The following is a 13,494-nucleotide window of genomic DNA, read 5'->3' as shown; positions in this document are numbered from 1 at the left end:
TATGTCACTGCCTTTTTTCTCCGGCAGCCCCGGTGCGCTGCTGACGCCGCGGCGGAAACGCTGGCTGCGCCGCGCCTGCCTGCTGCTGCTCGCGCTCATCGCCCTGCTGCTCATTTTCCTCGAGCTCCTCTCGCGCGGCGCGGCCATGATCTTCAATCACGCCATGGAGGACCAGGATATGCTGCGCGGCACGATCACCGTCGACCGCATGATCTCCGATATCACGGGCCACGTCTACTTCGACAATCTCGCCTGGTACGACCCGGACGGCAACCCCATCCTCACGATCCCGAGCGGCGATTTCCGCGTCAATCTCTGGGATGTCCTGACGAAGAACTTCAAATCGACGACCATCGAGGAGCTCAACGTCAACAACGCCGCCATCTCCATCCACCTCAATGACAAGATGCAGATGGATTTCGTGCGGCCCTCGCCCGACCTCGACAGGGTCAGGGACGCCGATGACGACGACTGGCGCAACAAGGTCAGCCTCGATTCGCTCGACGAGGAGCAGCGCCGCGCCGTCGGCGACTGGCGCCGCCAGAAGCGCCAGCAGAAGCTGCAGAAGAACTGGCGGAATTTCAACCGGGCCGGCCGGCGCATCCGCATCAAGCTCAACGCCCACGACTGCCGCATGGAGGTCTTTTACCGCGACCGCCATTACCTCATGAACCACGTCCAGATTGCCGTGAACGGCGATACCGACAAGGAAATGGAGCTCGCGCTTTCCATCGGCGGCTTCGGCGGCACGATGATCGGCGATGCCATCGCGCTGAACGGCAAGGTCGATTTCACCAGCCAGCCGGAGCCGACGTGTGATACGGCGCTCGTGCTCTACCAGATCGATCCCTCGTCGCTGGGCTTCGGCATGAACATCCACGACAAGATGACGCTCTCCACGTACTTCACGGGCCCGGTGTCCCACCCCATCGGCACGGGCACGGTGCATATGGACCAGCTTCACATCCCGGCACTCTACTTCACGAATGTCGACGGCAGCGTCTACTATGAGAATTCACTGCTCTCGTTCCGCGATGTCACGGCCAACGTCTACGACGGGGATCTGGCGGCCTACGGGGATTACGACCTCGACACGCGCGTCTACCACCTCTACGGCCACGGCACGAATCTCGACACGGGCATCGCGCTGCCCAAGAGCCGCCTGCACTGCCGCGTCGAGATGGACCTCGCCATCGAGTCGAAGGGCTCGGCCAGACAGACAGTGTCATCAGGCTCCTTCACATCGGGGCCCGGCCAGTACCGGCGCATCCCGTTTGAGAGCATCAGCGGCCGCTTCACGGATGAATACCGCGACCTGCATTTCTACGATGTCGCCATCGCGTTCAGCGGCTTCCGCGTCACCACGGACGCCCTGCGCATCAAGGACAACAAGCTCATACTCAACCCCATCCGCCTGACGGACCTCACCGGCCACACCATCTACACCTACGACCCCGAAAAAGGACTTTGAGAAAGGATGATACCGTGACTACGTTTTCCCCTGCTTCTGCCGGCATGCGGCGCCGTGGCATCTGCCTCGCGCTGACGGGCGCGATCCTCTGGGGCGGCTCCGGCGTCGCCGGCCAGTACATCCTGCAGGACTGCGCGTTCCAGACGGAATGGCTCGTGGGCGTGCGCATGCTGCTCTCGGGGTTTTTGCTGCTCGTCATCGACACCATCTGCTACCGCCAAAGCATCTTCACGCTGTTTTCGGAAAGGCGCGACGCCCTCGAGGTCCTGGCCTTTGCCGTCTTCGGCATGCTGGCCGTCCAGTACACGTATTTTGCGACCATCAAGTACAGCAATGCCGCAACCGGCACCGTACTGCAGTACCTCATGCCCATCGTCATCGTCTGCTACACGGCCCTGCGGACGCGCAAGCTGCCGCGGCCTGTGGAACTCCTCTGCGTCTTCCTCGCCGTGGCCGGCACCTTCCTGCTCGTCACGCACGGCAATCTCTCGGCGCTCGCCATCTCGCCCGAGGCCCTGTTCTGGGGCCTGCTGTCAGCGCTGGCCGCGGCCTTCTACACCGTCCAGCCCAAGCGCCTCATCCGCAAGTGGCGCCCGACGCTCGTCACGGGCTGGGGCATGTTCCTCGGCGGCCTGCTCTTCATCCCGATTTCTCACCCGCTCGCCTTCACGGGGATCTGGAATGAGATGTCCGCCCTGCTCTTTGCCTACATCATCGTCTTCGGCACCGTCATCGCCTTCGGCTGCTACCTCGGCAGCCTGCAGTACATCCAGCCCGGCGAGACGAGCATCCTGGGCTCCGCCGAGCCACTCGCCGCTATCCTGCTCTCCGTCTCCCTCCTGCACATCGCGTTCGGCCGCTTCGATCTCATCGGCACCATCTTCATCCTCGCGACGGTCTTCATCCTCGCACGCCAGAAGTGACGGCCGCGACCCGGCACCTATGGTCAAAAAACTCCGCACAGCATGACAGCTGTGCGGAGTTTTTTCATCTCGACAAACGCAGACTCATTCCTGCGGTGGCATGTTCTTGTAGACATCCGGCGTGGCTTCGGCGATGCCGTATTTCTCACTCTGGGCATCGTAGAAATCCATCAGGACCTGACGGAACTCGTTGCGGAAGGCCGTATCGTCATAGAGCTTCTTGCTCAAGAGCAACGGCTGCTCCGGGATGCGCTCCATCGCAATTGGCAGGATGTAGACGCTGTTGCGCGCCGTGTTGAGCTCGGCGGCATTCTGGTAGACCTTCAGGCCGAATTTCTTGTTCGTTGCAAAGTCCTCGAACAGAGAACTCTGCAGGACGAAATCCCCGACGAAGGCCGCATCGGCCTTGACGCCGTTATCGGCGGCGTGGATGTTCTTCGGGTCGCTAAAATCCATCGGCGTCTGTTCGGCTACAGCCGTGAACAGCTGGTAATGGTAGAGGCCGGAATAGAGATGCAGGTCCTCTTTCTTGAGGCCGAGCTTCTCGAGCGCCCGCATCTGCAGCGTGTACGACGACATGGAGCCGTCCTTGCCCGTGAAGATGTTCTTGCCCTTGAGGTCGCTCAGCGACTTGATGTCAGAATCCTTGTTGACGATGATGTAGCCGCTGTAATCGTGTGCTTCGCCATCGTTCTTGAAGGTCTGCATCGCAAAGGCCACGCCATCTTCCTTGCCTTTCATGATGCGGCTGTAGCAGGCAGGACTCGTCTGCATGCCGTCCACTTCATGATTGCTGATTTTCTGCTCCGTACCGGCGTTCTTGTCGGTGCCGCTGCCCGTGTTGACGAATTTGACGCCATCATAGCCACGGCTCTGGAGCTCGCTGCCCATCTTCTGCCATACATCGACGGCCAGCATTTTCGCAATCTGATCGTTGTAGAACTGCAGCCCGAAAACGAACGGATGCTGCGGGTTCTCGGGCAGGGAGGAACTTGCAAGTTCCGGCGCCTGCGTCCCGAGGTAGCGCGAGGCGACGTATACGTCCGGCATGTTGCGCAGCGGTTTGTCCGACTCGATGACGAGCTCGCCGGCACCGTTGTAATACTGATACGTCTTGCCCTGCTGCCTCTCCTGCAGGCCGGCCACAGGATTGGCGATGCGGTACCACTCACTATTCGAAGAGTCCAGCACTTGCACCTTGGCTCCGGCTACGAGTTCGCCCATAGGCTTGAGGTTCGTGCTGGCGTCGCGGCGCAGGCAGAGGCGGTCGGCGATGACGTAGCGTTCGCCCGTGCCCGTGGCGACGGTCTTGCCCGACTGCATGGCGCGGTAGTCCGCCATGCGTTTCTGGTAGGCGCCGAGCACCTGATCCGTGTATTCCTTCGGCGTGGGATCAAAGTCCTTGTGCAGGGCCATATAGTCCCTGCCGAAGAAGAAATAAACGGCACCAAGCACCAGCACCAAAAGAAAGACAATGCCCCATTTGCCGCCTTTCTTCGGCGGGTTCTTTGGTGCGGGATTGATTCCCGGTGATTTAACTCCGGCAGGTTTTATGCCGCCCGGTTTTATCCCCATAATACCACTTCCTTTTACTTTTCTTTATCGTTCAGCACCTGTAATCTTGCGTATCTTGCCGGAAATCTCAGCCAGTTCCTGCCATTTATCAAACAGCTTATTGAGATTCTCGAGATCCGTCTGGTCGATCTCTTGCGGCGGCTCGGGACAATGCTCAGATGCCAGCACATTCCGGACCTTGCCCAGCATGGTTTCCGCATCTGCCAGGCGCTGCTGCAGCACCTCGTTCTTTTTCACCTCCTCATCGTAGCGCTGCGCCCATTGCTGCTGCTCCTGCTTCTTGTCCATCGTTTCCAGCAGATAGCTGATTCTCCCCATCATCACCTCCCCAAAGTGATCGAGTTCCTGCTTATTCTGGCCGAAGCCCTGCGTGAGCTGCTGCTCGAGCTTATCCAGCCGGTCATCGTACTGATGCACATCGTCGAGAGCCGCCGACACCTTCTGCGTCTGCCCGTCGAGCGCCGCGACGCCCTCATGCAGCGTGCCGCTGGCCGAGGTCAACACCGACTGGCACGACGTCAACGTTTCCTGCCATTTCTGGAGTTCCTGGAACGCCTGGATATTCTCCGCTACGCTCGCCTTGACCTCCTGCTGCCGCGCTGCCGCCTGCTTCGCCGCCTGCTCCAGCGCCGCAAGCTGCTTTTCCTGCGCCTCCACCTGCTGCTGCATGCTGGCCGCAGCCTTCGTCAGCTTCTGCCAATCCTTCAGCTTGTCTGTCAGCTGGCCGAGATCTTTGGCCGCCTGCTCGATGTCCTGCTGCCGCGTGGACAGTTCCTTCACCTTTTTCAGCATAGTATCGAGATTCCCGGCAATATCCCCGTTCTTTTTCGTCAGCTGCTCCAGGAGCTTGCGCGTCGCCGTGTCGATATCCCCGAGGCGTTCGTTGTACGTCTGCAGAATCTCCTGATCCTTGGCCTCCGTCACCTTGGCCGCGAGCTCGTCGACACAGGACTGCACGCTCGCCAGGAACTGATTTGTGCCCGTGATGGCCTGACGGATCTTCTCCGTCGCATCGGCAAACTGATCCAGATCAAAATCAGGCGTCCATTCTCCTTCTTGCTTCGCATTCACCATATGTTACACTCCCATCTTTGCCATGTCTCACTCAGCCCGCAGCAGGTGCAGCGTTTCCTCCGCCATACGGCCAAGCTGCCGCCATTGTGCCTGCTGCCAGAGAGCCAGTGACCGGCGGACCTCCGGCTGCGCCACAGCCTGTTGCAGGCAGGTCTGCCAGTCCTCGTCCTTCCGGTCGGCTTGGAACCGTTCACGCAGCTTGCGCCAGGCCCCGGGCTCCTCCGGCTTCATTAGGAGGATCGCGATAGCCAGGCAAGAGGCACCGGGCAGCGGGTAATGCTGCAGCATGTCCTCCCAGTACATCCTGGCATGCGCGGACTGGCCGTAGAGCCTGCCGGCCTCCTCATACTGCTTTGCCTCGAGGTAAGCCCGGCCCTGGCAGCGAATGTACTCTTCTTCGTAGCCTTCCGCGAGCAGATCGTGGTAGATATCGGCCGCGGCCTGGAAGCGTCCGGCCTGCTCGTAGTTCTCGGCCATGACGATGCGGTCTTCCTGCGTGATGTCCGAGAGCCAGTCAAAGAGCCACTGCCGCCACGTCTTGCTGCTGCCGGGCTTCACGGCCTGCAGGTCCTCGCAGTAAGCAATGACGCCTTTTTCTGCAGCCTCTTTGGCAAAGTTGTGGATAGCGGGGCTGAACTGGAGTTCCCGATTCTCGTAAATCACGAGTTTTTTCTGCGCGCGTGTCGCCCCCACGTAGAAGTACCGCCAGGGCCAGGCCGTATCGGCAGATGTGCGGTACATGTCGGAGCAGATGTCGACGAGCAGGACGGATGGATACTCGAGGCCCTTGCAGGCCGCCATATCATCCATGTCCTTCCGCGAAGCCTCCGCTTCGTCAAGCTGATTCCGATCCGCAATGAGCGGCATGAGCTTCGTCTCATTGAGCTCGGTGAGGAGTTCCTGCAAGGCGGCCGCATTCTCGCGGCCCTGTTTGATCCAGACGGGCTTTTCGCCGTGCATGTGCTCCATGGCCCGGATGGGGACCTTCTCCTCCTCATGCAGCGACTGTGCACGCGCGAGCCGCGCCATGATGAAATTCTGGAACGCGACGATTTCCTGCGTCGAGCGGTAATTGTAGTGCAAATACTGCGACTGCCGGCTCTCCGCCGGTGCCGAGGAGAAGTCCACCTTGCCGAGACGGTTCATATCCGTCAGCATCTGCGCGGGGTCGAAGAGCGTCGGCTGGATGATCTGGCAGCGGTCCGAGGCCATGAGCTTGTGCGCACAGTGCTTGAGATGATAGCCGAGTGACAGCAGCTCGACTTCCGTGAGATCCTGGCATTCATCAAGGAACGCCGCCTGCCATTTCTGGCGCGGCGTGCTGGCATGCAGGACATAGCGCGCCAGGTCGTTGTCGTCACCCAAATGACAATCCTTCAATGCCTGTTCATACCTGGAAAGGACCTGCTTATACAGGAAATCCCGCGCCTGCTCACCGAGCTGCTGATGCTTGCTCACATCGCGTTCGCGACGGATATATTCCTCTTGGCTCAGCCGCGGGCGGATGCGCAGTGGCTCCTGATTGTAGTCCAGGCTGTTCTTATCGGGGATGCAGCCCTTGATGATGCCGTGGATCTTGCGCCATGCCAGCATGATCTTCTCGTCCTGCGTCATGCCGGCCTCCTGCAGCTTGCCCCAGCCCGTCTTGATATTCTGGCAGACCTGACGGAAAAAATGGAAGCTCTCCTGCGGATTCATGTAGCGGATCTCACCGGCAGCCTCCCGTTCACGGACCTTTGGCACCTTGTGCAGGAACGAAAAAATATCCTCGAAAATCAACCAATCCTTGTTGAATGCCAAGTCGCCCGGCAGCGGCAGGATAGTCTTTTCCTGCCCGTCCGTGTCCATCTCCTCATGATAGGAAGACGAGATCCGGTCCACGAGATTCGATGACATTGTCAAGTACAAGCAGTGCTCCTGCTTTTCCATTCGCTTGGAAATCCAGTGGAAGCCGACGACGGATTTACCCGAGCCCGCATTGCCGACAACCGAGAGATTCGCCACACCGCCGGCTTTCTTTACGACGAGCCGCTGCGTCTCATCGTAATTGAAGCGCGACTCGATGATAAGCATCGTCTCGAGGCTGTGACGCGCATAACGATTCTGGATCCGGCAGCTGTAGAGGCGGCGCAGGAAACGTCGCGGTGCCCAGTACACATAGCCCGTCAGACGCCCCTCCTGGCCGATGACGCCTTTGGCCGCTTCAAACATTTCCTGGTCATCATGGCTGACGATGCCGAGGATGTTGAACACCTTGCCCGGCGACAGATACCAGAGCAGGCGGTAATTGCCACCCAGGCGGCACTTCGTCACGCGCCCGGCCAGATGGCCGTCCGCCCCCTTGAGATACTTGATGTCATTTTTCCCGCTGTCCGCCCGCGTCAGCACCAGGTAATAGCGGTGCAGGATGCGCGGCATCATTTTGACCCAGCGGCGCAGGACATCATCCGGCACATTGCGAAAAAGACGCTTCGCGAACTGGATGCCCGTGAAGAACTTCGTCCATTCGCCACAGACATCCCATGAATGTTCCTCGCCATCATCGAGGGCGAAATCCATCTCAATCGCACGAGTCTCATCCTTCGCCGCGCCTGCAGCCCCTTCTTCTTGAGCCAGTTTTTCCACGATCCGGATGGTTGCTTTTTGAGGGGATGGTGCCGGTCCCTGCTGCAAGCCCTCTTTTTCGAGGAACCAGTCGACGACCACGCACAACGCCCGTCCCACTTCCTCAAGGTCCTGCTGCGTCCTGGCCGTCTGTACCTGGCCCTGCATCAGGCTCGCCAGCGTCGCATGGATGTAGGTATTGGCAACCGCGCGCACGATATGCGCCTGCAGGGCATAAAAATCCTCCATATCCCCCTTCTGCTGCAGCATTCCGAGGGTCTTGTGGATATCCGTATACGCCCGGTGCAGGCTCAGGCAGCGTGCCTGCAACATGTACTCCAGGGCCTGCCTGGCGCGCGTCATCTTGGCATCAACGGGATCTTCGCTGCTGTATATCGTGCGCAGCAAGGCACAGAAACCCGGATGCTTCTCCTGCAGCACTGCCCATGACTGTTTGAACTCCATCGCCATTCACTCATTTCTCTCGGCAGGGATCCAATTCCCCGCCCGCTTTCATCTGTTCGTTATATTTGTCTCATGCATTTTTAATTGACAAGATAAAAATTCTACACGGACAGGGCGATTCCTGCCTCTTTCCACAAAAGACGCCATGAAAGATTTGTTCGCCTGTCAAAAGCAGGCAGCTGCATCCTGCTGATACCTTTGTTTACAGGAATATATTTCCTTGTTTATCCTATCGTTAAACTTCGTTCTAGTCTCGTTTAAACAGAAACGTTAAACTGGAAGCATCAAGAAGGCAGATGACATCACCTGCCATTCGAAAGAAACTTATCATCATGGAGAAACGAGGGAGTATCATGAGTCATTTCATCGCTTACTATCGCACGCGCCTGTCACAGCTCTTTGGTCTGCTGTTCCTTTTCCTGGTCATGTTCACGGACAAGAAGCTCGATCTTACCGCGCCGGAGGTCTCAGGCGTGCTGTTCCTCGTCGGCTGCGCACTGGCAGGTATCGCCATCGTCGGCAGGCTCTGGTGCGCACAGTACATTGCCGGCTACAAGGACAACACACTCGTGCGCGAAGGCCCCTACTCGATGTGCCGCAACCCCCTCTATTTCTTCAGCTTCCTCGGCACGATTGGCGTCGGGCTCTGCACGGAATCCCTGGCACTGACGGCCTTCCTCATCGTCGCCTTCGGTCTGCTCTACCGCTCCATCATCCACACGGAGGAAACGAAGCTCATCCGGATTTTCGGCGAACCGTATGCCGACTACCTGCGCGAGGTCCCGAGCTTCCTGCCGAATCCGCATCTCTTCCATGAGCCCAGGCTCTACGAGGTCGTTCCCGGTGTGTTCCGCCACGCCGCTGGCGACGCCCTGTGGTTCGTCGTGGCCATCGGCGTCATGGAGTTCATCGAGGCCCTGCAGGACACCGGCCTCCTGCCCACCTTGTTTTCACTTTATTGACACCAAAAGGGCTATATGCTCACACCAGCATATAGCCCTCTTTGTATCTTCAAGCCTCTTATTTTCTCAGTACATACCCGTTACGCCGCTGACTCGTTTGATAGATGCCATCTCTGACCAGATGGACGCCGTTGACAAAGACATCCTGTATGCCTTCCGGATATTGTGCAGGGTTCACGAACGTTCCTTTATCCCGGATGGCAGCAGGATCGAACAAGACCAGGTCCGCATAATTCCCGGGGCGCAGCTCGCCGCGCTTTTCGATGCCGAGTGTTGCTGCAGGTTTCTTCGTAATCTTGTATATCGCCTGTTCCATGGTCAATGCTTTTTCTTCCCGCACATACTTGCCAAGGAAACGTGGAAATGCGCCGAAAACGCGGGGATGCGGCTTGCCGGCCAGCAGCCCGTCGGTGCACAGATTCATTTCCGGCCGCTGCATGAAGGTCTTGACATGATCTTCCGTGCCGTAAAAATCGACCATGCCCACGGCATTCTCTTCTTCATAAAGCAAATCGAACAGGGCATCATAGCGATTTTGATGGCGCTTCTCCGCCATTTCCGTCAAAGACAGGCCGACCAAAGGCTGATTGGCCTTCGTCTTGACGCTGGTGATGTAGATCTGGTCAAAACCGGCAAAGGCGATAAAGTTGTCCCAGCCCGGAATCCCATACTCGATATCGTGGATCATGCGCTTTCGTGCAGCCGGATCCTTGAGCCTTATCATCAGCTGATTGGTGCCGCCGTCATGTGCCCACGGCGGCAGCACGACGCCGAGCATCGTACTGCCTGCCACGTAAGGATATTGGTCAAACGAAACGCGTATACCCTCTGCTTTGGCTTCATCCAGGAGCTTCAGCATGCCGTCGATGTACTTCCAGTTCTGCCGGCCGCATACCTTAAAATGGGAAAAATGCACTTTGACGCCGGATTCCCGGCCGATGCGCAGGACTTCCTGCATCGATTCCAGGATCGTATCCGCCTCACTGCGCTGATGGATAACAAAACTCCCATCATACGCAGCCACCACCTTGCAAAGTTCAATCAGTTCCTCTGTTTTCGCATAGGCACAGGGAATGTAAATGAGACCGGTCGAGAGCCCATAGGCCCCGGCTTCCAGTTCCCGACGCAGGATTTCCTGCATGCGTTTGATTTCTGCCGGGCTGGCCGGTTTGTCTGCCAGGCCCATGGCTTCCATGCGCACGTTGCCATGCGGTACCAGATAGGCTTCATTGATGGCCGGCTTCGCCTGTTCAATTGCCGAAAGATAGGCTGCCGTCGTATGATAATGCCAGTCAATCGCATCGCTGTCACCATCGAGTCCCGCCAGGTTTTTTCGCCAGGAACTGATATACGGCTCTGGCAAAGGAGCCATGGAGATGCCATCCTGCCCCAGGACCTCTGTCGTGATGCCCTGCATGATCTTGGGGCGGAGTTCCGGCTGCGTCAGCACACACAGATCACTGTGACTGTGCGTATCAATAAAGCCCGGAACTGCGTACAAGCCATGCCCGTCTATCACGACATCGGCAGGCACATCTTTCTGACCGATCCTGCTGATCTTATCGTCTTCCAGCAGAATATTGCCCGGAAACGGTTTGGTGCCGCTTCCATCCACAATCATGACGTTACGTATTTGTGTCCGCATAAGAATCCTCCTTTTTTCACTCCTTACGATTCATGAATATCCGGCAAGAGTTCTGTCGTCTCCTCCTGCGGCGGACACAGCTTCGAGACAACCAGGAAGGAGAACAGAGCAGCCAGCAAGCCAGGAATGATGGGCTGGCTGACATGAATGCCGAAAAGAGACCCGCCGGCCAGATTCTGAACGTAAATGACTACAATCGTGCCAACAAGCAGCGAGGCCAGCGTCCCTGCCGTCGAAGCGCCCTTCCAGTAATGCCCCAGTACATACGGGAAAAAGGCACCAGCCGCACGGAACGTGAACGAGAACATCAGGATGGTGATGATACTCGACGTATTGAAAAGCGCAACGCCAAGCGACAAGAGTCCGCAGAGCACCATGACCGTGCGCGCCATCTTCATGACCATCTCATCCGTGGCTTCTGGATTGATGTATTCGCGATAGATATCATTGGCGAAGATGGAACCTGCACCTAAAAGATCGGAACTTGCGCTGGACATCGTAGCCGAGATAACACCGGCAAACAGGATGCCGCAAATCAATGGCGGCATGGCATGGACAGCGAGAACCGGCAGTGCATAACGGGAACCGACGCTCTGGAACTGAGCTGGGTCAAAGATTCCCATGTTGACCAGGCCCAGAACGGTCACACCAAGAATAGCGGGGATAAAACCATAAACAAAATTGATAAGAGCAGCTGCGATGGAGCCCTGCTGTGCCGCCTTGCCGTCACGTGCGGCATAGTAGCGCGATACGGCTTCCTGTCCAACCGTGAACGTGGCAATGTACATGATGGTGAGACCGATGACATCGACGACGCTGTATCCCTCGAAAAGATTGAATGTTTCAGGCGGGACATTGGCCACGACATTATCCCAGCCGCCAGCCAGATTAAACGCGAACGGGATGGCAATCGCCATGCCGAAGACGATAAAGAACACCTGGATGAAATCGGTCAGCGTAACGCTCCACAAGCCGCCCATAACGGAATAAACCGTCACGATACCGCAGATGAGAATCACGGCCGTGCTGAAGCTGATGCCCAGCATCGTCGAAAGGATAACGGACGATGCGATCATCTGACCGGCCGTCAGGCCAATAAGAGGCAGGAGCATGATGACCGCCGTTATGAGGCCGGAAAGCCGGCCGTAACGGCGGCGGAAATACTCAGGCACCGTCTTGACCTTGGCATCACGGAATTTGGGCGCCAGGAATGTCAAAATCACAAAGGCAAAACCCATGGCAATGACGTACCAGGCTGAACTGATGCCGTATTTGCCCATGCCCTGCTGCACAACACCCAGTGAGCTGCCGCCGCCAATCTCCGTGGCGGCCAATGTGCCGGCCATGAGGATCGGGCCCAGGCGGCGTCCCGCCACCATGAAATCCTTGTTGCTTGAAATCTTGTTCTTGGCATACCAGCCAACGAAAAGCATGATGCCCATGTAGGCAATCACGACTGCAATGACAATCCATGAAACCGTCATCGTAACTCCCTCCTTATCAAAAAAGGCGCTGCATACGAATCATCATGATCCGTATTGCAGCGCCTTTGCTGTAAACCATTTATTTTATAAAAGATAATTTTATGCCAGCAATGCTTTCATGACATCCTCATAGCATTGCGTTACCTTCAGCAGCTGATCCACTTCGATGTACTCATCAATTGTATGGGCGAGATTTTCTCGCGATGGTCCCAGGCCGATGGTCTTGATGCCCGCTTCGCCTGCGTAATGGCTGCCATTCGTGCAGAAATTGTACTGTGTGATTTCCGGAGCAAAGCCATCTGCCTGCAGTTCTCGCACAACCTTCTGCACAAACGGTTCCTCTTTGTCGTAAAGCCAGCCTGGGAAGAAACGCTTGCCGGTGATCTCATTTCCTGTCCAACATGTTTCTTTGCCCACAGCGTACGAGATTTTGTAGGAAGCTTCCGGGTCCTCCTGCATCAGCTTGTCCAAAGCCGCCTGCAGCGGTGCGAGTACCGATTCCGGTGTTTCTCCCGTCAGGAGGCGGCGGTCATACGTCGCTCTGCAATAGGCAGGGACGACGGATGCACCCGGATACGGAGATGATTTGATATCCGTGAGTTCCAGAATGCCATCTCCCAGTATCGGATGATGCGGCGCCTTCACCTGACGAAGCGCTTCAATGGCTTTCGTGATTTTATACACGGCATTGATGCCTTTTTCCGGATTGGCCGAATGACAGGGCTTGCCAAAGGATTCCAGGACGATCTCAGCTCTGCCCCTCTGACCAACTTTGACATTGAGGCCCGAGGCTTCGCCGATGACGACGATATCTGGATGAACCTGCTGGCTGATGGCCCGGGAGGCAACGCCCTCAAAGCATTCTTCGTGCACAACACCGGCCACATAGATTTCGCCGGCAAAATCCCGCTTGCTGTCCTTGGCAAAGAAGCCTGCCGCTGAAACCATGGCAGCCAGAGCGCCCTTCATATCCGATGTGCCGCGTCCATAGATGCGGCCATCATGAATCTCTGCCTCGAAAGGCGGGTGCTGCCACGCCGATGGATCCGGCACCGGAACGGTATCCATATGGCCATCAAACAGGAGTTTCGGCCCCGGGCGCCTGCCCTTAATGCAGCCAATCACATTGCCGTAATCATCTGCTGCCGCAGAATCAAAGCCATTCGCCTTCATGAAGGCCATGAGATGCTCGGCCACACCTTTTTCCTGACCGGAAAGGCTCGGGATACGAATCAGTTCCCGGCAAAATCCTATTACCTGTTCCTTGCGTTCCTGTTCCATATTTGCCCTT

General features: G+C 57.3%; 9 protein-coding genes. 3 read left to right on the top strand and 6 right to left on the bottom strand.

Annotated features, from left to right (window positions below; translation table 11 throughout):
• Window position 1 precedes the first annotated feature (1 nt).
• Together DWZ54_RS03870 and DWZ54_RS03865 are read left to right on the top strand one after the other, a co-directional pair.
• Complete coding sequence (locus DWZ54_RS03870) at window positions 2–1,471, top strand: hypothetical protein (protein WP_118474581.1); 1,470 nt, start codon at window positions 2–4, stop codon at window positions 1,469–1,471.
• Window positions 1,472–1,485: 14 nt separating this feature from the next.
• On the top strand, window positions 1,486–2,394 hold the full coding sequence (locus DWZ54_RS03865) for a DMT family transporter (protein ID WP_370245733.1): 909 nt from the start codon (window positions 1,486–1,488) through the stop codon (window positions 2,392–2,394).
• Between the two features lie 84 nt (window positions 2,395–2,478).
• On the opposite strand, the gene DWZ54_RS03860 is transcribed toward DWZ54_RS03865, so the two are convergent.
• From DWZ54_RS03860 to DWZ54_RS03850, 3 genes are read right to left on the bottom strand one after another with little or no spacing between them, the layout of a single operon-like run.
• Window positions 2,479–3,969 carry a PhnD/SsuA/transferrin family substrate-binding protein gene (locus DWZ54_RS03860; RefSeq protein ID WP_118474580.1) on the bottom strand — a complete coding sequence of 497 codons (1,491 nt, stop codon included), beginning with the start codon at window positions 3,967–3,969 and terminating at the stop codon, window positions 2,479–2,481.
• Window positions 3,970–3,993: 24 nt separating this feature from the next.
• Entirely contained in the window at window positions 3,994–5,043 is a 1,050-nt protein-coding gene (locus tag DWZ54_RS03855; RefSeq protein ID WP_118474579.1) for a hypothetical protein, read from the bottom strand.
• A 27-nt stretch (window positions 5,044–5,070) separates the two neighbouring features.
• Window positions 5,071–8,112, bottom strand: a complete 3,042-nt coding sequence (locus DWZ54_RS03850; protein ID WP_147369888.1) for a hypothetical protein — start codon at window positions 8,110–8,112, stop codon at window positions 5,071–5,073.
• A gap of 353 nt (window positions 8,113–8,465) precedes the next feature.
• Between DWZ54_RS03850 and DWZ54_RS03845 the strand changes: the two genes are divergently transcribed.
• On the top strand, window positions 8,466–9,074 hold the full coding sequence (locus DWZ54_RS03845) for an isoprenylcysteine carboxylmethyltransferase family protein (protein WP_118474577.1): 609 nt from the start codon (window positions 8,466–8,468) through the stop codon (window positions 9,072–9,074).
• Window positions 9,075–9,132: 58 nt separating this feature from the next.
• Here DWZ54_RS03845 and DWZ54_RS03840 read toward each other — a convergent pair whose 3' ends face one another.
• The 3 genes from DWZ54_RS03840 to DWZ54_RS03830 all read right to left on the bottom strand — a co-directional run bounded on the left by DWZ54_RS03840 (window position 9,133) and on the right by DWZ54_RS03830 (window position 13,484).
• Entirely contained in the window at window positions 9,133–10,719 is a 1,587-nt protein-coding gene (locus tag DWZ54_RS03840; RefSeq protein WP_118474576.1) for an amidohydrolase family protein, read from the bottom strand.
• 23 nt (window positions 10,720–10,742) lie between these two features.
• Window positions 10,743–12,203: a sodium:solute symporter gene (locus DWZ54_RS03835; protein ID WP_118474575.1), complete on the bottom strand. Its 1,461-nt coding sequence runs from the start codon at window positions 12,201–12,203 to the stop codon at window positions 10,743–10,745.
• Between the two features lie 99 nt (window positions 12,204–12,302).
• Window positions 12,303–13,484 (bottom strand): YgeY family selenium metabolism-linked hydrolase, encoded by a 1,182-nt coding sequence (locus DWZ54_RS03830; RefSeq protein WP_118474574.1) that lies wholly within the window; start codon window positions 13,482–13,484, stop codon window positions 12,303–12,305.
• Window positions 13,485–13,494 lie beyond the last annotated feature (10 nt).

The sequence above is a fragment of the Mitsuokella sp. AF33-22 genome, assembly GCF_003475755.1.
Classification (GTDB): Bacteria; Bacillota; Negativicutes; order Selenomonadales; family Selenomonadaceae; genus Mitsuokella.
The sequence above is the reverse complement of the archived record's forward strand: the minus strand, read 5'-3'. Positions and strand labels throughout refer to the sequence as shown.